Annotated in this window: 15 protein-coding genes; 12 read left to right on the top strand and 3 right to left on the bottom strand. The window is 65.1% G+C overall.

Annotation, left to right across the window (positions count from 1 at the left end):
* A partial coding sequence (locus tag AC5RWX_RS20920; protein WP_494098230.1) for a winged helix-turn-helix domain-containing protein occupies positions 1-404 on the top strand: 404 nt, incomplete at its 5' end.
* 85 nt (positions 405-489) lie between these two features.
* On the opposite strand, the gene AC5RWX_RS20925 is transcribed toward AC5RWX_RS20920, so the two are convergent.
* The gene (locus AC5RWX_RS20925; RefSeq protein WP_494098241.1) at positions 490-1032 is read right to left on the bottom strand and encodes a hypothetical protein; all 543 of its coding nucleotides are present in this window, start codon (positions 1030-1032) and stop codon (positions 490-492) included.
* A gap of 271 nt (positions 1033-1303) precedes the next feature.
* Between AC5RWX_RS20925 and AC5RWX_RS20930 the strand changes: the two genes are divergently transcribed.
* The 8 genes from AC5RWX_RS20930 (at position 1304) to AC5RWX_RS20965 (ending at position 8863) form a co-directional block, all read left to right on the top strand.
* Positions 1304-1786, top strand: a complete 483-nt coding sequence (locus AC5RWX_RS20930; RefSeq protein WP_011690592.1) for a CarD family transcriptional regulator — start codon at positions 1304-1306, stop codon at positions 1784-1786.
* 97 nt (positions 1787-1883) lie between these two features.
* The gene (gene ispD, locus AC5RWX_RS20935; protein WP_494098231.1) at positions 1884-2666 is read left to right on the top strand and encodes a 2-C-methyl-D-erythritol 4-phosphate cytidylyltransferase; all 783 of its coding nucleotides are present in this window, start codon (positions 1884-1886) and stop codon (positions 2664-2666) included.
* A gap of 17 nt (positions 2667-2683) precedes the next feature.
* Positions 2684-3184 carry a 2-C-methyl-D-erythritol 2,4-cyclodiphosphate synthase gene (gene ispF / locus AC5RWX_RS20940; protein ID WP_494098242.1) on the top strand — a complete coding sequence of 167 codons (501 nt, stop codon included), beginning with the start codon at positions 2684-2686 and terminating at the stop codon, positions 3182-3184.
* Positions 3185-3193: 9 nt separating this feature from the next.
* Complete coding sequence (gene cysS / locus AC5RWX_RS20945) at positions 3194-4660, top strand: cysteine--tRNA ligase (protein ID WP_494098232.1); 1467 nt, start codon at positions 3194-3196, stop codon at positions 4658-4660.
* 102 nt (positions 4661-4762) lie between these two features.
* Positions 4763-5752, top strand: a complete 990-nt coding sequence (gene rlmB, locus AC5RWX_RS20950) for a 23S rRNA (guanosine(2251)-2'-O)-methyltransferase RlmB (protein ID WP_494098233.1) — start codon at positions 4763-4765, stop codon at positions 5750-5752.
* 98 nt (positions 5753-5850) lie between these two features.
* Positions 5851-7977 carry a glycogen debranching protein GlgX gene (glgX, locus tag AC5RWX_RS20955; protein WP_494098234.1) on the top strand — a complete coding sequence of 709 codons (2127 nt, stop codon included), beginning with the start codon at positions 5851-5853 and terminating at the stop codon, positions 7975-7977.
* Positions 7978-7996: 19 nt separating this feature from the next.
* Positions 7997-8500 carry a guanyl-specific ribonuclease gene (locus tag AC5RWX_RS20960; protein WP_494098235.1) on the top strand — a complete coding sequence of 168 codons (504 nt, stop codon included), beginning with the start codon at positions 7997-7999 and terminating at the stop codon, positions 8498-8500.
* A gap of 6 nt (positions 8501-8506) precedes the next feature.
* A complete protein-coding gene (locus AC5RWX_RS20965; RefSeq protein WP_494098236.1) occupies positions 8507-8863 on the top strand; it encodes a barstar family protein in 357 nt (118 codons plus the stop codon).
* On the opposite strand, the gene AC5RWX_RS20970 is transcribed toward AC5RWX_RS20965, so the two are convergent.
* Both AC5RWX_RS20970 and glgP read right to left on the bottom strand, forming a co-directional pair.
* Entirely contained in the window at positions 8860-10641 is a 1782-nt protein-coding gene (locus tag AC5RWX_RS20970) for a thiamine pyrophosphate-requiring protein (RefSeq protein ID WP_494098237.1), read from the bottom strand. The genes AC5RWX_RS20965 and AC5RWX_RS20970 overlap by 4 nt on opposite strands.
* Positions 10642-10675: 34 nt before the next feature.
* On the bottom strand, positions 10676-13294 hold the full coding sequence (gene glgP, locus AC5RWX_RS20975; RefSeq protein WP_494098238.1) for an alpha-glucan family phosphorylase: 2619 nt from the start codon (positions 13292-13294) through the stop codon (positions 10676-10678).
* 210 nt (positions 13295-13504) lie between these two features.
* Here glgP and AC5RWX_RS20980 point away from each other — a divergent pair, with 210 nt between their 5' ends.
* From AC5RWX_RS20980 to AC5RWX_RS20990, 3 genes are all read left to right on the top strand, one after another.
* Positions 13505-15529, top strand: coding sequence for an alpha-1,4-glucan--maltose-1-phosphate maltosyltransferase (locus AC5RWX_RS20980; RefSeq protein ID WP_494098243.1), 2025 nt, complete (start codon positions 13505-13507; stop codon positions 15527-15529).
* On the top strand, positions 15526-17322 hold the full coding sequence (gene treS / locus AC5RWX_RS20985) for a maltose alpha-D-glucosyltransferase (RefSeq protein WP_494098239.1): 1797 nt from the start codon (positions 15526-15528) through the stop codon (positions 17320-17322). The genes AC5RWX_RS20980 and treS overlap by 4 nt, the downstream gene beginning before the upstream one ends.
* 1 nt (position 17323) lies before the next feature.
* Positions 17324-19202, top strand: a 1879-nt coding sequence (locus AC5RWX_RS20990; RefSeq protein WP_494098240.1) for a maltokinase N-terminal cap-like domain-containing protein, incomplete at its 3' end; no start/stop codon positions are given.

A 19202-nucleotide genomic window follows, 5' to 3' on the forward strand; every position in this document is an offset into this window, starting at 1 on the left:
TGGGCGCCGACGACTACGTCACCAAGCCGTACTCCTCCCGCGAACTGGTGGCCAGGGTCCGGGCGGTCCTGCGCCGCCAGGGCGAACCGGAGGAGCTGATCTCCTCCACCGTGCAGGCCGGGCCCGTCCGGATGGATATTGAACGCCATGTCGTCAGCGTGGGTGGCGAACAGGTGCTGCTCCCCTTAAAGGAGTTTGAACTCCTGGAGATGCTCCTACGCAACTCCGGCCGGGTGCTCACGCGCGGCCAGCTCATTGACCGCGTCTGGGGATCGGACTATGTCGGTGACACTAAAACACTCGATGTCCATGTCAAGCGGCTGCGCGGGAAGATCGAACCCGATCCTTCAGCGCCGCGCTTCCTGGTCACCGTGCGGGGCCTCGGCTACAAGTTCGAGCCGTAAATGCTGAACGCAAGGACATAACCAAAAAGGGAGGGGCCCGCTGGCCCCTCCCTTTGTTGTACCGAAGCTTCTTGGAGCCTGCGGCCTAGTGGCCGCTGCCGCCTCCCCTTTCGGAAGCCGTGGGGGAGGGGGTCGCCGAAGGCGGCGGGGTGCTGCCTGGCGGCAGGTATTCCTTGTATTCGGGCAGCGTGGCATCCAGCACCGGAACCTTCACGGTGTTGCTCACGTTGGTGCCGTTTTCGCTGATCCTGACGTCAACCAGGGACCCCGGGATTCCGCCAGTGGTGCTCAGGATGGCTTGGTCCGTAGTGTTGTTCAGCAGGGTGTAGGAGCTGGCCTTGACCGGCACTTCCGTCTGTGAGCCACCGGCGCCGTTCAGCTTCAGCGTCACGTCCTGCGAGGACGAGTTGTAGACCGCGCCGATGACGCGGCCGGGCTGGTCTTCCCCGTTCGAGACGATGAGGATGTTGCGCAGCTGCAGCGGGCCGAGGTCGGTGATGATGCCGTCCGACGACTGGTACTGCTGGCTTGTCTGCTGGGAATTGGTGTACCCGCAGCCTGACGTCAGCAGTCCGACGCCGAGGGCGGCAGCCGTCAGTGCCACCTTGGCGCGCTGGGCCCGGTTCATCGCAGTGAAACGCACGTCACGTACTCCTCGAGAGGTTGAAAGATTATTCAGGCCTAGCCTATCCGCAAAGGACCCTAAACGAGGATTCGGCGCCGTCATATCCTCCCTTGGCAGGGCCCGCGCGATGCACTATTATCCGCATTCGTCAAGGGGTCCAAGGGGGTCGATTATCCCGTTTTTCCGCGTATTTTCGCGGTTCGGGGCCCTTTTGCCGGCCGGTCATATGCCTGAATCGTGATAAACTGGTCTGCGGGAAAGGGGAAATGTCCACATGGTATTTGAGGTCGGCGAGACAGTAGTTTACCCTCACCACGGTGCTGCGAAGATTGAAGAAATCAAGATGCGCACCATCAAGGGCGAAGAGAAGATGTATCTCAAGCTCAAGGTGGCTCAGGGTGATCTGACCATTGAAGTTCCAGCAGAGAATGTAGATCTTGTTGGCGTTCGGGACGTAGTGGGCAAGGAAGGCTTGGAGCACGTGTTCGACGTGCTTCGTGCTGAGTTCACCGAAGAACCCACCAACTGGTCACGCAGGTACAAGGCAAATCTGGAGAAGCTTGCTTCCGGTGATGTCATCAAGGTGGCAGAGGTCGTCCGCGACCTGTGGCGCCGCGATCACGACCGGGGCCTTTCCGCAGGCGAAAAGCGTATGCTGGCCAAAGCCCGGCAGATTCTGATTTCAGAACTGGCCCTGGCTGAAAAAACCGACGAGGAGAAGGCTGCAAGCGTTCTCGACGAGGTTTTGGCTTCCTAAGAATTGAACCCCGGTGGCACCCACGTGCCGCTGGGGCTTCTTTTTGCCCGGATCCAGGTCCCGACGGGGCCAGCCGCGGGGACGTAGGCTAGTCCGCATGAGTGAAACTCCCCCGCGCCCCGTCACCGCCGTGATCCTGGTGGCCGCCGGCTCCGGGCAACGGCTAGGCTACGGCATGCCCAAGGCGGCGGTACCGCTGGGTGGCGAACCTATCCTGATGCACGCACTCCGGGGCATTGTCGCGTCCGGCGTCAGCAGCCAGGTGTGCATCGCGCTTCCGGCGGGCGACACCGACCTGCGCCAGCTGTGTGATGACTTCCGGGAAGAACTGGCCGACGGCGGCCCCCTCCTGTCCCTTATCGACGGCGGTGCCACCCGGGCCGATTCCGTCCGGGCGGGCATCGCTGCCCTCATGGACGGGATCGAGGCCGTGCTGGTGCACGATGCCGCGCGGGCCCTGACGCCGGAATCGGTTTTCCACCGGGTGGTGAACGCCCTTGCCGCCGGAGCCGTGGCCGTTATTCCAACCGTTCCCGTGGTGGACACGGTCAAGACCGTCGCTGCGACTACCGGCGAGGGCAGCGCACTGGCTCCGGAAGTTGTTACCGGGACCGCACCACGTGAGGACCTCCGCGCCGTCCAGACGCCGCAGGGATTCCAGCTCAAAACCCTCCTGCAGGCGCATGAAGCGGCCCGCACGCTGAACCAGCAGCAGTCCGCAGCCGTAACTGATGACGCGATGCTCGTCGAGATGCTCGGCACCCCGGTCCACGCTGTCCGGGGCTCCAGCCAGTCACTGAAGATCACCACTCCACTGGATCTGATCCTCGCCGAGGGACTTTTGCAAGGGCCGCTGGGCGCCCGCTGGGTGGAGGGCTGACCGTGGCAGACGTCAATGTGGTCCTGCCCCGCACCGGCATCGGCATCGACGTGCATGCGTATGCCGCTGAGGGCGCGCCGCGCCCGCTATGGCTCGGCGGGCTCCTCTGGGAGGGCGAACGTGGCCTCGCCGGGCACTCGGACGGTGACCCGGTGGCCCACGCAGCTGCGGACGCCCTTTTCTCGGCCGCTGGAATTGGTGATCTCGGCACCCACTTCGGGACCAGCCGTCCTGAGTTCGCCGGTGCATCGGGAATCACCCTCCTTGCGGAAGCAGCCAGAATCGTGAGGTCAGCCGGCTTCGAAATCGGCAACGTCGCAGTCCAATTCGTGGCCAACCGGCCCAAATTCGGACCACGCCGGGAAGAATCGCAACAGGTTCTCAGCGAAGCGGCAGGCGCACCCATCAGCGTTACGGCAACCACCAGCGACGGCCTGGGGTTCGCGGGGCGCGGAGAAGGTATCTCCGCGGTGGCCACTGCCCTGGTGTATCCGAAGCCCTCCGCCGCCATCGGCTAATCTGGAGCGGTGACCCTGCGCTTCTATGACACTGCCTCCGCCGACGTCCGGAACTTCGTCCCCCTCATCGAGGGCAAGGCCAGCCTCTACTACTGCGGCGCCACGGTGCAGGGCATGCCCCACGTTGGCCACATCCGCTCTGCCATCGCTTTCGACCAGCTCACCCGCTGGCTGACCTACCGGGGCTTTCGGGTGACGGTGGTCAGGAACGTCACCGACATCGATGACAAAATCCTCGCCAAGTCGGAAGCATCCTTCGCCCCCGAGTTCAAACCGGAGCCTGGCGAAGTGCCCCAGGAAGAGTGGTGGGCCCTTGCATACCGCTACGAACAGGAATTCCTGAAGGCGTACGACGCCCTTGGCGTGTCGCGGCCAACCTACGAACCCCGCGCCACCGGCCACATTCCGGAAATGCATGCCCTGATCCAGGAATTGATGGACCGCGGGCACGCCTATGCCGCCCCGGACGAATCCGGCGACGTGTACTTTGACGTCCGTTCCTGGAGTAAATACGGGTCGCTGACGCGGCAGAACATCGACGACATGCAGGCTGCCCCCGACGCCGACCCTCGCGGGAAAAAAGACCCCCGCGACTTCGCGCTGTGGAAGGGTTCCAAGGACGGAGAGCCGGCCACCGCAAGCTGGGCTTCACCCTGGGGCGCAGGCCGCCCGGGCTGGCACCTCGAATGCTCCGCCATGGTCACCAAATACCTGGGCACGGAATTCGATATCCATGGCGGAGGCCTGGACCTGAGGTTCCCGCACCATGAAAACGAGCTGGCACAGTCCCAAGCAGCCGGCCACCCGTTCGCTAACTTCTGGATGCACAACGGCATGGTGACGTACCAGGGCGAGAAGATGTCCAAGTCCATCGGGAACACCATCAGTCCGGCCGACATGCTGGAACTGGCCCCGCCCCGGGTGGTCCGCTACTACCTCGGGCAGGCGCATTACCGCTCCATCCTGGACTACCGGCCCACGTCGCTGCAGGAAGCTGCCGCCGCCGTCGAACGCATCGATGGTTTCATCGCCAAAGCCGCAGCCCGCTTTGGCAACGGCGTAGGTTTCGTGGCCGGCAACTTCGGCTCATCCACCGACGCCGTCCGCACTTTTTCTGGGGCCATGGACGATGACCTCAACGTCCCGCGTGCGCTGGCGGCGCTCCACGAGACGGTGCGCGCCGGGAACACAGCCCTCGCCGAGGGGGATGACGACGCCGGCCGTCACGCGCTGCACGCAGTCATGGTGATGACCGAGGTCCTTGGGCTGAATGCTGTGGCCGGGGCCGATGCCGGCGGCAGCAAGGAAGCCGGCGCTTTGGACGTCCTGGTCCAGGCGCAGCTGGAAGCCCGGGCCGCGGCGCGGGCCGAAAAAAACTGGGCCGCCTCCGATGCCATCCGGGACACCCTGGCCGCCGCCGGCGTCGTGGTCGAAGACGGTCCGGACGGCGCCACCTGGAGCCTGAAGCGGGAGTGAGGGGGTAGCCACCCTTAGGCCATGCCGCTTGGGTCAGGCGATTTTACTTGGTTCAGTAGACTGGTAGGCAGACTCAGTCAACACAATCAAGGGTGGAACACAATGGCCAACAATGGTCGCCGATCGGTTAAAGCGAAGAAGGGCCCAACCATCGGAACCGGTGGTCACGGCCGCAAGGCCCTCGAAGGCAAGGGCCCCACGCCCAAGGCGGAGGACCGCCCCTACCACAAGGCGCACAAATCCAAGCAGCTCGCAGAGCGCTCCGCCGCCAAGCGCGGCACGGGCGCGCGCAGCGCCGGCGCCGCCAAGTCCGGCCCCAAGGGACGGGCTACCGAGGAAGTGGTCACCGGCCGGAACTCCGTGGTTGAGGCGCTCCGCGCGGGCATTCCCGCTAAAGCCCTGCACATCGCGATCCGCATCGAAATGGATGACCGGGTCAAGGAATCCCTGAAGATCGCTGCCGAACGCGGCATCCCGCTGCTGGAGACCGGCAAGCCCGAACTGGACCGGATGACTGACGACGCCATCCACCAGGGCCTGGTCCTGCAGATCCCGCCCTACGAGTACCAGGACGCCTACGAACTCGCCGAGGAGACGGTGGAGAAGTGGAAAAAGGGCCATGTCCCCAATGCGCCGCTCTTCGTTGCCCTCGACGGCATCACCGACCCCCGGAACCTCGGTGCCATCATCCGGTCCGTGTCCGCCTTCAGCGGCCACGGCGTGATCGTCCCCGAACGCCGCTCCGTAGGCGTTACCGCCTCCGCCTGGAAAACCAGCGCCGGGGCAGCAGTCCGCGTACCGGTGGCGCGTGCGTCCAACCTCAACAGCGCGCTGAAGCAGTTCAAGAACATGGGCATCTTTGTCCTGGGCCTTGACGGCGACGGCGACGTTTCGCTTCCCGACCTCGCCCTCGCCACAGAACCCGTCTGCATCGTGGTGGGTTCGGAAGGCAAGGGCCTCAGCCGCCTGGTCCGGGAGAACTGCGACCAGATCGTTTCGATCCCCATCGACTCGGCAATGGAATCCCTGAACGCCTCCATGGCAGTGGGGATCTCGCTGTACGAGGTATCCCGCCAGCGCGCCGCAAAGTAACCGCCGCGCAGTAGCAAAGGTCCGTTGTCCCGGCCTGCCTAGGCACCATTGTGACGCGTAGGCAGGCGATGTGCCCTTGGCGGCTAATATTTTAGGTGATGGTCATGCCGCTCTTCGACACTTCTTCCACCACGGACGCCTCAACGGCTCTTCCACTCGGTGTGACTGTCCCGCGCGCGGATCCGGCCGTGTCCGGTCCAGCCGGAAACGGCACCCGGCCGGGTGCCAGGGCCAATGTGGCCTGCTACGCCCCCGGCGTGCGGAACCTGGAAGTCGTCTCCATAGCCCCCGGCGGAGACTGGCGCGTACAGGCGCTGCCCAACGTAAGCCACGGCATCCACCACGGGATCGTGGACAACCTGCCCTACGGCTCGCGCTACGGGTTCCGCGCAGCATCCGCAGAACAGTCCCTGCCGCTTGCCGTGCCCACCCAGGATGTTGACGACGACGGCGGGCAGCCGCTGCTGCTGGACCCGTACGGGCGCGCAGTGGACCAACGCGACGGATTTCTGACGAGCGTCCGGATGGCCAGCGACTTTGACTGGGGATCGGACGCCAGGCTCCGCCAGGAGTGGCGCGACACCATCATCTACGAGGCCCACGTCCGGGGCCAGAGCATGCTCCACCCGGACGTGCCCGAGGAACTCCGCGGCACCTACGCCGGACTGGCGCACCCGGCTATTGTGGAGCACCTCAAAGGCCTCGGAATCACTGCAGTGCAACTGCTGCCCGTCCACTTCCACCTGGATGAACCGCACCTGCAGGACCTGGGACTGACCAACTACTGGGGATACAACACCGCAGCCTTTTTTGCCCCCCACCCCGGCTACGCCACCAAGGCGGCCCAGCAGGCCGGCGCCCAGGCGGTCCAGGACGAGTTCAAGGGAATGGTCAAGGCGCTCCATGCCTCAGGCCTGGAAGTCATCCTTGACGTCGTCTACAACCACACAGCCGAAGGTGGGCCGGACGGGCAGACCCTGAGCTTCCGCGGGTTGGGGGAGGACGCGTACTACCGGACAGACGGAAACGGCAAGTACGAAGACACCACTGGCTGCGGCAACAGCCTGAACTTTGCTGAACCCCGGGTAGTCCAGCTGGTGCTGGACTCGCTGCGCCACTGGGTGGACGAGTTCCACATTGACGGTTTCCGGTTCGACCTTGCCGTGACGCTCTGCCGGAACGCGGCCAATGAGTTCGATCCCCGGCACCCGTTCCTCGTTGCCATTGCGGCGGATCCCGTTTTGTCTGACGTGAAGCTGATCGCCGAACCCTGGGATGTTGGCTACGGCGGCTGGCAGACCGGACGTTTCCCGGCCGGCTGGGCGGACTGGAACGATCATTTCCGCGACGCCGTACGCTCATTTTGGCTGGCGGACCGTGCTTCCATCGAATCCGGTGGGCACGGCGGGCCGGTGGCGAAGCTCGCCGATGTGATCTCCGGTTCCGCAGCCCTCTTTGCGGCGTCCGGCCGCTCCCGGCTGGCGTCGGTCAACTACGTCACCGCCCACGACGGCTTCACCCTGAACGACCTCGTTTCCTACGACCGGAAACACAACGAGGCCAACGGTGAGCAAAACCGGGACGGCCATGGTGACAACCGCAGCTACAACCACGGTTTTGAAGGCCCCACCGAGGACGGCGCCATCCTCGCCAGGCGCGCCCAGTCCCGCCGCAACCTCATGGCCACGCTGTTGATTTCCCTCGGCGTGCCCATGATTACGGCCGGCGATGAACTGGCAAGGACCCAGCAGGGGAACAACAACGCCTACTGCCAGGACAACGCCATCGCCTGGCTGGACTGGACCAGGACCCCGGAGTCCCACGAGATGCTGCGGAGCACGAAACGGTACATCCGCCTCCGCAAGGAGTTCCTGGCGGCCCAGCCCCACGACTTTCCGGTCCGGGATCAGCAGTCCTACCTGTACTGGTTCGACCAGGCCGGGCAGCCCATGTCCATGGAACGCTGGAACGATCCGCAGCACCGCGTGATGCAACTCCTGCTGGGCTCCGACGACGGCACGCTCGCTGGCCTGGTGGTGGTGAACGGCAGCAGCTCCGACGTGCAGATCACGCTGCCCCGCATTTCCGCGGAGGACACACCGCACAGGATCTTCGAGCTCCGGTTGACCACCTCACCGCTGCACGAGCTCCGCCAAGGCAGCAGGGTGGCTTCGGGGGAGAAGGACCTCCTGGAGGCCAACTCCATCAATATCTACCGCAGCTGATGCGCCGGGGAACAACGTAATGCGCAACCGAAATGTCCTGCCCTTGCTGCTGACTGGGCTTGTGGTGCTGGGACTGCTCGCGTTCGGCGGCACCGGGATCCTGGGCCACTTGACGGACAGTACGACGCCGGAGGGCGGGTTCAGTGCCACCCCGGCCCCGGGTGCCGCCCAGGGTTCCCCCGCCGCCGGTTCCGGTACGAAGGCCGCCACGCAGCCCCGGGCGCAGGAGAACCCCTCCAACCTGCCGGAGGTGCGGGAGTCTGCATTGCCGGCTGAAGGGCGCCGGACGCTCGCCCTCATCCGCGCGGGGGGACCTTACAGTTACCGGCAGGACGACCAGACGTTCGGGAACTTCGAGCGGATCCTGCCCCGGCGGGACAGGGGTTACTACCGTGAATACACGGTGCCAACACCCGGGGAACCAGACCGGGGAGCGCGGCGCATCGTTGCCGGCGACGGCGGCGAGAAGTACTACACCGAAGATCACTACGAGACGTTTCGATTCATAGCGGAAGGCAGCTAGGCAGCCATGAAGATCTACTCCGGCGAGACCTGGACCCTGGAAGAACTGCAGGAACAGGTGGCTGATGCCGGACGGCGCAGCCTGGTGATTCCTGCCGCTGACAGCAAGAAGGCAGTCCTGGAGACCTTTGGTGAGGTCCTCAACTTCCCTGAGCACTACGGCGTGAACCTGGATGCCCTGAATGATTCCCTGCATGACTTCGCGGACAGTATCACGGACAACGGCAACCCTCCGGTCACGGTCCTGTGGCAGGTAGCGGCGCCTTTCCGCATTGACCGGTCCTTCGGGGTAATTTGCGAAATCCTCCAGGACGCCGAGCGCTACTCCGGCAAGGACCTCGCCGTCACAGCCGTCATGCTTTAGGGGCGTTCTTCCTGCCCGGCGTAGGTGTCCAGCAGGTCCAAGGCCCGGTTGCCGCCTTCCTCCTCAGCAAGGGCCTTGCGCATGCTGTCGGCCTTCTCGCGGCCTCCCGGGAAGGGCGGCAGGAGGGGAATCTCGGGGTCGGTCAGCACCTCGATCACCACAGGGCGGTCGGCCGCGAACGCCCGCTCCCAGGCATCGCCCAAAAGCTCGGGATCGTCCACCCGGATGCCAGTAAGGCCCAGCAACTCGGCGTAACCCGCGAACGGAAAGTCCGGGAGTTCCTGGCTGTCCCGGAACCGCGGCTCGCCTTCGGACTCGCGCTGCTCCCACGTGACTTCGGTAAGCTCCCGGTTGTTCAGGACGCAGACCACAAACCGGGGGTCCTGCCATTGCCGCCAGCGGTGGGCCACCGTCACCAGTTCGGCGATGCCTGCCATCTGCATGGCGCCGTCCCCGGACAGTGCCACCAGGGGCCGGCCGGGGTGGGCGAGCTTGGCGGCAATGCCGTAGGGGATGGAGCAGCCCATGCTTGCCAGCGTGCCTGAAAGGTGGGCGGGGACGTCCGGCGGAAGTATGAGCTGGCGGGCGTACCAGTAAACGCAGCTGCCGACGTCGATACTCACCTGGGCGTTGGCCGGAAGCCTGCCGTTGAGCTCCCGCACCACCCTTTCCGGGTTGACGGGGCTGGCAGGTACCGCGGCGCGTTCTTCGGCCAGTGCCCGCCAGCGCAAAACTTCCTGCTCGACCTCGGCCCGCCACTGCCCCCGTGGCCGCTGATCGAGCCGGGAACCAAGGGCCTTGAGGGCCGTTGCCGCGTCGCCGGCCAGCCCAACCTCCACGGGGTAGCGGTTGCCGATCTTCCGCTCGTCGATATCGATCTGCACTGCCCGTGCCGCACCGGGCGGCGGATAAAACTCAGTCCAGGGGTCGTTGGAGCCAACGATCAGCAGCGCATCGCAGTTGCCCAGCAGGTGGGCGCTGGCGGTGGTGCCCAAATGCCCCATCGTGCCCACGGCGAAAGGCAAGGCCTCGTCCACATATGGTTTCCCCAGGAGGCTGGTGGCGATGCCGGCACCCAGCTTTTCAGCCACCGCCACCACCTCCGCGGCGGCGTGCCGGGCGCCCTGGCCCACGAGAAGCGCCACCTTCTGCGCATTGTTGAGGAGCGCCGCCGCGGCGTCCAGGTCCTCGTTGCGGGGCGACTTCGCTGACGTGCTCCAGGACGGCGCGGTGACCACGACGCCATGCTCCTGTTCCAGCTCGGGCGCGGGTGCGGACTGGATGTCGTGCGGCAGGATTATCACGCACGGCGAGGAGGTGGCCTTCGCCGTGCGGAAGGCGCGGTCCAGGACCATGGGAAGCTGTTCGGGAGCATTGACCTGCTGCACGAACTGGGCCGCAACGTCCTTGAAGAGGACGGTCAGTTCGATTTCCTGCATGTAGGCCGAGCCCAGCACCGTGCGGCTTTGCTGGCCCACGATCGCCACCACGGGCACGCCGTCGAGCTTGGCGTCGTAGAGTCCGTTGAGGAGGTGGACCGCGCCCGGCCCCTGTGTGGATGTGACCACTCCCACGCCGCCGGTGTACTTTGCGTGCCCAACGGCCATGAAGGCCGCGGTTTCCTCGTGCCGTGCCTGCACAAGTTCAATTCGGCCCTCCGCACGCCGGAGGGCTCCCATGAACCCGTTGATCCCGTCTCCGCTGTACCCGAACACACGGTTGACGCCCCATGTTGTGAGCCGCTCCACGATCAGGTCTGCCACGGTCCGGTCGTTCATGGGATCCTCCTGCAGTGGGTTCGGGTCCTGCCTCTTATGCGTTGACGATCAGGCCAAGCTCAGCCTTCGACGCCAGAGCGTCATGGCGCGGCAGTACCCGGACCGTGTACCCGAAGGACCCGGAACGGTCGATCACGAGCGAGCCACTGAACAGGTGCCGGCCGCTGCCCAGGTCTTCCTGCACCTTCAGTTCCATCACCGTGATGTCCGCCAGGGTGTCGCTTTCCTCCGCCCTGCCGTACGCCACCTCAACGCTGACGTCCTCCGGGGTGAGGCTGTTCAGCGCCACGTAGGCATTCACCTGGAGAGTGTCACCGATCTGCGGGTCTTCGGATACCCCCACGGAGTCCACGTGCTCCACGTGCACCTGCGGCCAGGCGGCGCGGATCTTTGCCGTCCATGCTGCCAGCGTGCGTGCCTGGGAGTAGGAATTGGCGCCGGCATTCCGGCCGGCTTCCGCTGCCGGGCGGTACAGGACGTTCACGTAGTCGCGCAGCATGCGCTCGGCTGAAACCGCCGGGCCAAGATGCGACAGGGTGTGCTTGATCATCGACACCCAGTGGGTGGGCACCTTTTCTGTGCCCGACGTCGACGGCCCGGCAGCGCCTGCGCCTGCGGACACCGTGCTGCCGTAGAAGCGGGGGGCAACCTGCGTCTCGAGCAGCTCATAGAGGGCGGCGGCTTCGATATCGTCGCGTTCCTCCGGTGAGGCGTCATTGTTGGCCGTGGGAATCGCCCAGCCGTTCTCGCCGTCGTACATCTCATCCCACCAGCCGTCGAGGACTGAAAGGTTCAGCGAACCGTTGAGCGCTGCCTTCATGCCGGACGTCCCACAGGCCTCGAGCGGCCGGAGCGGGTTGTTCAGCCAGACGTCACAGCCGGGGAAGAGCGTCCGTGCCATCCCGATGTCGTAGTTGGGCAGGAAGGCGATGCGGTGACGGACCTCGGGGTCGTCCGTGAAGGTGACCAAGTCCTGGATCATCTTCTTCCCTGCGTCATCAGCGGGGTGGGACTTGCCGGCAATGACCAGCTGGATGGGATGTTCCTTGTGCAGGAGGAGTGCCTTGAGCCGTTCCGGCTCGCGCAGCATCAGGGTGAGCCGCTTGTAGGTGGGCACGCGGCGGGCGAACCCGATGGTGAGTATGTCCGGGTCCAGCACGTTGTCCGTCCAGCCCAGTTCAGCGTCGGCCGCGCCGCGCTTCTTCCAGGCGGCACGGAGCCGGCGGCGGACGTCCTCAACCAGCGCGACGCGCATCTCGCGGCGCAGCGCCCAGACGTCGGCGTCGCTGACGTTGTAGGCGAGGTCCCAGCGGCCCAGCGCTTCAGCTTCGCTGCCGAACTGGTCCCGGGCGAGCTTTGAAATACGGCTGTCCACCCACGTGGGCACGTGCACCCCGTTCGTGACGGAGGTGATGGGTACTTCGGAATGGTCGAACCCGGGCCACAGCGCGGAAAACATCCCGCGGGACACTTCGCCGTGCAGCTTGGCCACACCGTTTGCCCGTTGCGCCAGCCGCAAACCCATGACGGCCATGTTGAAAACGGACGGGGTGCCGTTCGCGTAGTTCTCGCGGCCAAGCTCCAGGATCCGGTCCACCGGTACAGCCGGCGCAAGCCCCGCCTGGAAGAAGTGGTGGATCTGGGAGATTTCGAACCTGTCGATGCCGGCGGGCACCGGGGTGTGCGTGGTGAAGACAGTCGAGGCGCGGCCCGCAGCCAATGCCTCATCAAACGTCAGCGACTCTTCCCCGGACATCAATTCCTGGATGCGCTCAATGCCCAGGAAACCGGCGTGGCCTTCATTGGTGTGGAACACTTCCGGAGCGCGGGTTCCAGTGAGCTTCTGGAAGGCGCGGAGCGCCTTGACCCCGCCCATGCCCAGCAACAGCTCCTGCTGGAGCCGGTGGTCGCCACCGCCGCCGTAGAGACGGTCAGTGATGCTGCGGGCGGCTTCGTCATTGCCCGGGACGTTCGAGTCCAGGAGCAGCAGGGGGACGCGTCCGACGTCGGCACGCCAGATGTGGGCCAGCAGGCGGCGGTTGTTGGGGAGCGGCAGGGAGATTTGCAGCGGCCGGCCGTTGCCGTCCCCGGAAGGTTCGCGCAGGAGGGTGAGAGGCAGGCCGTCCGGATCCAGGACTGGGTAGGTTTCCTGCTGCCAGGCATCCCGGGACAAGGACTGCTTGAAGTACCCGGCCTGGTACAGCAGGCCAACGCCGATCAGGGGCACGCCCAGGTCCGAGGCTGCCTTGAGGTGGTCGCCGGCCAGGATGCCCAGGCCACCTGAGTACTGGGGGAGGACTTCAGTGATACCAAATTCGGGGGAGAAGTAGGCAATCGACGCCGGCGCGTCCGGGCCCAGGCCCTGGTACCAGCGCGGCTCTTCGAGGTACCGGTCAAGGTCCTGTTCGGCGGCGCGGACACGGTCCACCACCGACTGGTCTGCGGCGAGCTGCTGGAACTCTTCGCGGCTCACCAGGCCCAGGAAACCGACAGGGTCCTCACCGCTTTCCACCCAAAGCCGCGGGTTCAGCCCGGCGAAGAGTTCCCGGGTGGGGCGGTGCCAGGACCAGCGCAAATTGCTCGCCAGCCGGGTCAGCGGCCGGATTGGTTCAGGGAGGACTGTACGGACCGTAAATCTGCGGATTGCCTTCACCTGCGTCACACTAACCGACAACATGCGCGGCCGGAACCAACCTTGCGGTTCTTTTGGGTAAATGACTCTTGGCGTGGAGGAAATGACACGGGCGGCAACGAAAATAGTGCGCACGCTTAGCAATCCGGCTCATTTCTCGCTAACGTCGAGCCTGTGACGACTAACTCAGGAACCATTGCCGCATCGAAGGAAAAGCCGCAGGGCCGGATCATGGACGGCCTGCGGTTTGGACGATTCCCCATCACGGCTGTGCAGCCGGTGGTGGAGGGTGGAAAGTTCCCTGCCAAGGCCCTGCCTGGCGAGGGCATCGTGGTGGGCGCCACCGCGTTCCGGGAGGGGCACGACCAGCTTGGCGTCAGTGCTGTGCTCCTGGATCCGGCGGGCCAGGAACGGCAACGCGTCAGGCTCGCGCCGCCCCGCGGGGAACGCGGCATGGGGACCGACCGCTGGGAAGGCATCCTTACGCCGTCGGACACGGGCAACTGCTCCTTCGTCATTGAAGCGTGGCATGACCGCTACGGCACGTGGCACCACAACGCCGAGGTGAAGGTGGAAGCCGGCATTGACGTTGAGCTGATGCTCGCGGAGGGTGCCGCGTTGCTCCATGAAGCTGCCGGGGACGACTCCCGCAGCGAGTGGGACAGGGGCGTCCTGCAAGGGGCCGCCGACAAGCTGGCTGACCCTTCCCTCAGCACGGAGGAGCGCCTCGCGGCCGGATTCAGCCATGCGGTCACCGGTGTCGTCGCGCACCAGCCGATCCGCGAGCTGGTCACCGTATCCGAGCGGTACCCTTTGCTGGTTGAGCGGGACCTGGCCGGCCGCGGAGCCTGGTACGAGTTCTTCCCCCGCTCCGAAGGCGCAGTCAAGGACCACACCACAGGCACCTGGACTTCGGGAAACTTCCGCACCGCCGCGCAACGGCTCGAAGCCGTCGCCGCCATGGGCTTTGACGTCATCTACATGCCGCCCATCCATCCCATCGGCGTCCAGCACCGCAAGGGCCCCAATAACACACTCATCGCAGGCCCGAACGATCCAGGCTCGCCCTGGGCCATCGGAGCGAAGGAGGGCGGCCATGACGCCATCCATCCCGACCTTGGGACCTTTGAAGACTTTGACGCCTTTGTGGCCCGGGCCAATGACCTGGGCCTGGAGGTCGCCCTGGACCTGGCCCTGCAGGCGGCCCCGGATCATCCGTGGGTCGAGTCGCATCCCGAATGGTTCACCACCCGGGTGGACGGCAGTATTGCCTATGCGGAAAACCCGCCGAAGAAGTACCAGGACATTTATCCCCTGAATTTCGATAACGACCCGGAGGGGCTCGCCAACGAAATTCTCCGTATTGTCCTGCTGTGGGTCAGCCACGGGGTGAAGATATTCCGGGTGGATAACCCCCACACCAAACCCGTGTGGTTCTGGGAGTGGCTTATTGCCCAGGTGGAGAAGCAGGTTCCGGGGGTTGTGTTCCTCGCTGAGGCCTTCACACGTCCCGCCATGATGCACGCGCTGGGCCGCGCCGGGTTCCAGCAGTCCTACACCTACTTCACGTGGCGCAACACAAAGAAGGAAATTGAGCAGTACTTCAACGAGGTCAGCCACGAGTCGTCGGCTTTCTTCCGGCCCAACTTCTTTGTGAACACGCCGGACATCCTCACCGAATACCTCCAGTTCGGCGGGCCGGCGGCGTTCAAGATCAGGGCAGCCCTGGCAGCCACGGCAAGCCCGCTGTGGGGTGTCTACGCGGGGTATGAGCTGTACGAGCACGTTGCCCGGCCGGGGGCCGAGGAGTACATCGACAACGAGAAGTTCGAGTACAAGGCACGGGACTGGGACGCCGCCGCCCAGTCCGGGCGGACGCTTGCTCCCTACATCACCAGGCTTAATGAGCTGCGGCACACCCACCCGGCGCTGCAGGACCTGCAGAACCTGACCGTGCACCACAGCACTGACGATTCCACCGTGGTCTACTCCAAGCACAAGACCCTCGCCGACGGATCCAAGGACACCGTTATCGTGGTGGTCAACGTGGATCCCCACGTCACCAAGGAATGCAGTGTCTCGCTGGACCTCGCGGCCCTGGAGCTGGATCCGCAGGACCTCACCCCGAACGGCGGCTTCCACGTGGACGACCTCATCTCCGGTGAAAGCTGGGAATGGGGCGAGTACAACTACGTGCGCCTGGACCCGCATGTTGAGCCCGCACACATCCTCAGCGTGAGGAGAATGCATCAGTGAGTTTTAATCCGCAAAGTTCGGGACAGCATTTCACGCCGAAGAGCACCTTCGAACTGAATGCGCCGGGCCTGCAGCACGATCCGCTGTGGTACCGGAAAGCCGTTTTCTACGAGGTCCTCGTGAGAGCTTTTGCGGATGCCAATGGTGACGGTTCCGGGGACTTTTCCGGCCTCATCGACAGGCTTGACTACCTGCAGTGGCTGGGCGTGGACTGCCTCTGGCTGCCGCCGTTTTTCCAGTCGCCGCTGCGTGACGGCGGCTATGACATCTCCGACTACAACTCCGTCCTGGACGAGTTCGGCACCATCACGGACTTCAAGCGGCTGGTCGCCGAAGCACATGCAAGGGGGGTGCGGGTCATCATCGACCTGCCCCTGAACCACACCTCCGACCAGCACCCCTGGTTCCAGGAGTCGCGGAAGGACCCGGACGGACCGTTCGGCGACTTCTACGTCTGGAGCGACACGGACGAGAAGTACCAGGACGCCCGGATCATCTTCGTGGACACCGAGGAATCGAACTGGACCTTCGACCCCATCCGCCGGCAGTTCTTCTGGCACAGGTTCTTCAGCCACCAGCCGGACCTGAACTTCGAGAACCCCAAGGTCATCGACGCACTCTTCGATGTGGTCCGGTTCTGGCTGGACCAGGGCATCGACGGGTTCCGCGCTGACGCCATCCCCTACCTCTTCGAGGAAGAGGGGACCAACTGCGAGAACCTGCCGGCCACCCATGAGTTCCTCCGCAAACTCCGGGCCATGGTGGACGAAAGCTACCCCGGACGCGTCATTATTGCCGAAGCGAACCAGCCGCCCAATGAAGTGGTGGAGTATTTCGGGACGGAAACCGAACCCGAGTGCCACATGGCGTTCCACTTCCCGATCATGCCCCGGCTGTACTACGCGCTCCGGGACCAGAAGGCCGCCCCCATCATCGAGACAATGCACGACACGCCCGACATTCCCGACGGCGCCCAGTGGGGCACCTTCCTGCGGAACCATGACGAGCTGACTCTTGAAATGGTCACCGCCGATGAGCGCGCAGCCATGCTCGGCTGGTATGCGCCGGATCCCCGGATGCGTGCCAACATCGGCATCCGCCGCCGGCTCGCACCGCTGCTCGACAACTCCCGGGCGGAAATCGAATTGATCCACGCCCTGTTGCTGTCGCTGCCGGGCAGTCCGTTCCTGTATTACGGGGATGAGATCGGCATGGGGGACAACATCTGGCTGGAGGACCGGGACGCCGTCCGGACTCCCATGCAGTGGAACCCCGACCGCAACGCGGGCTTCTCCAACGCGGACCCGGGCAAGCTCTACCTGCCGGTCATCCAGTCGCTGGTCTACAACTACAACATGGCCAACGTTGAGGCCGAGGCCGCCCACTCGGGGTCCCTGCTTCGCTGGACGCGCCAGATTCTGAGCGTCCGCAGGAACCATCCTGCCTTCGGCCTGGGCTCCTTCAAGCATGTCGAAGCCGATCATGACGCAGTGCTGGCCTACCTCCGGGAGTTGCCCAACGGTAACGCCGCGGGGGTGGACGGCGAATCCATTCTGTGTGCTTTCAACCTGTCGCAGCATCCAGTGGCCGCTAGGCTGCGTATCCCCGATTACGGCGGGCGCGGCCTTCGTGATGTATTTGGCGGCCAGCCATTTCCTGGCATCAACGAGGACGGGACGCTGACGCTGACTCTCGGCAGCCACGATTTCTTCTGGCTGAGGATCCGGTCGGCGGCGTCCAATCCTTCGTCCCCCTATACGCAGGCAATGCCGATCCTCTCGATTGAGAACTGACATGAACCAGCCCATCCTCACCCCCGCCCTCACCGCGTTGCTCCAGGAATGGCTTCCAAGGCAGCGCTGGTTCCCCGTAAAGACGCCCGGCTTCGAGCTGTCCCAGGTGGGCAGCCTGGGGCTGGACGATCCTTCCGGCCACGCGGGGCTCGCCGTGTTCCTCCTGAAGGTGACCACCAGGGGAGCCGATGGCGGCCGCCGCACGGACGTGGTCCAGGTCCCCTTGAGCTTCCGGCCGGCGCCGGCGGCGGGGATGGAGCGGGCACTCGTCGGGGAGGCCGCCGGGACGGATCCGTCCAGGCCATGGGTTTACGATGCCGTGCATGATCCGGATTTTGTGGGCGGCTGGCTTGACCTGATGCGCGCCGAGGACAGTGCCCCCAGCGGCACCGCCTCAGGGTTCCGCGCTCCAGGGAACCACCGGCTTCCCACCGCCCGCGGCGTGGTGAAGGTCCTCTCCGGGGAGCAGTCCAACAGTTCAGTTATTGTGGACGACGGCGAGTCGGCCGCCATCGTGAAGTTCTTCCGCGTCCTGTCGGAGGGGACGAACCCCGAGGTTGAGGTGGGTGCTGCTCTCACGTCTGCAGGGACCACTGAAGTTCCGGCGACGCTGGGCTGGGTCCGTGGCGAGTGGCTGGCGCAGGGCACGCCTTCTTCCGACGTCCCGGGCTCTGGTTCCCGTTACGTCCAGGGCGAGCTGGCGGTGGCGCATGAGTTCCTGGCGGGCGGACGTGATGCATGGCGGCTGGCTGTTGACGCGGCCAGGTCCGGAACAGACTTTACGGCTGAGGCGCGCGCCTTGGGCGCAGCCACCGCCACGGTCCATCGCCGGCTTGCAGAGGCACTCGGACAATCAGCGGAAGCTGAACCCGGCAAGGTGATTGCTCCTGCAGTAGCCCAGCGCGTCCGGCAGGCCTGGGCGGAAGCCGCCTCCGCCGTCGGCCCCTATGACCACGCGCTGGATGAGCTCCTCCGCGGGCTCGATGGAGTCGCTGCCGGTCCGCTCCAGCGGATCCACGGCGACCTCCACCTTGGCCAGATCCTCCAGGTCCCCGGACAGTCAGGAAACCCGCCCCGGTGGGCGATCCTCGACTTCGAAGGTGAACCGCTGCGCCCCATTGCGGAGCGCAACGTTCCTGACGTTCCCCTGAGGGACGTCGTGGGGATGCTGCGGTCCTTCGACTACGCGGCAGGAGCTGCCCATCGTGAACAGGAAGGCGCCAAAGTGCCGGCCTCCTGGGTCGATGACTGCGCCGAGGCCTTCCTTGCAGGGTATGCGGGTGTCACGCCCGGCACCGTGGACAGGGACTCGCCCCTGTTTGTGGCATTGTGGCTGGACAAGGCACTGTACGAAGTAGTTTATGAAATGCGTAACAGGCCCGACTGGCTGGCGATCCCTGTGAACGCCTCCAGGCGGCTCCTCAGCGGTAACGGCGCCGGCGACCAGGCCGGGGCAGCATCGGAAGGTAACGAAATGACAGGCTCAGCACGAACGGAACGTCCGGGGGTGCCGCTGCACGTGGATGCGGGCACCCTGGGCAAGATCGCGAACGGTGAACACCACGCCCCCCATTCCATCCTGGGCGCGCACCTGGACGACTACGGCCACGTCACCATCCGTACCGTGAAGCATCTGGCGGAAGCCGTTACGGTTATCACTGCAGCCGGCGAAATCCCGATGGAGCATGAAGCCCACGGCGTATGGGTGGCCGTTATGGAGCCGCTGCAGCAGGGGCACGTCCCGGACTACCGCCTGGCTGTAAGCTACCCCGGCGCTGAATTAGTCACCGTGGACGAACCCTACCGCTACCTGCCCACCGTGGGTGAAGTTGACCTGCACCTTATTGGTGAAGGAAGGCACGAGGAACTCTGGGAAGTCC

It is taken from the genome of Arthrobacter sp. SPT-J7, from assembly GCF_059089965.1.

Excerpts from the sequence above, each read along its gene's own strand:
- ispD (WP_494098231.1), top strand. The coding sequence starts at position 1,884 with ATGAGTGAAACTCCCCCGCGCCCCGTCACCGCCGTGATCCTGGTGGCC.
- AC5RWX_RS20925 (WP_494098241.1), bottom strand. The coding sequence starts at position 1,032 with ATGAACCGGGCCCAGCGCGCCAAGGTGGCACTGACGGCTGCCGCCCTC.
- rlmB (WP_494098233.1), top strand. The coding sequence starts at position 4,763 with ATGGCCAACAATGGTCGCCGATCGGTTAAAGCGAAGAAGGGCCCAACC.
- AC5RWX_RS20965 (WP_494098236.1), top strand. The coding sequence starts at position 8,507 with ATGAAGATCTACTCCGGCGAGACCTGGACCCTGGAAGAACTGCAGGAA.
- AC5RWX_RS20960 (WP_494098235.1), top strand. The coding sequence starts at position 7,997 with ATGCGCAACCGAAATGTCCTGCCCTTGCTGCTGACTGGGCTTGTGGTG.
- AC5RWX_RS20980 (WP_494098243.1), top strand. The coding sequence starts at position 13,505 with ATGGACGGCCTGCGGTTTGGACGATTCCCCATCACGGCTGTGCAGCCG.
- glgX (WP_494098234.1), top strand. The coding sequence starts at position 5,851 with ATGGTCATGCCGCTCTTCGACACTTCTTCCACCACGGACGCCTCAACG.
- AC5RWX_RS20970 (WP_494098237.1), bottom strand. The coding sequence starts at position 10,641 with ATGAACGACCGGACCGTGGCAGACCTGATCGTGGAGCGGCTCACAACA.
- AC5RWX_RS20930 (WP_011690592.1), top strand. The coding sequence starts at position 1,304 with ATGGTATTTGAGGTCGGCGAGACAGTAGTTTACCCTCACCACGGTGCT.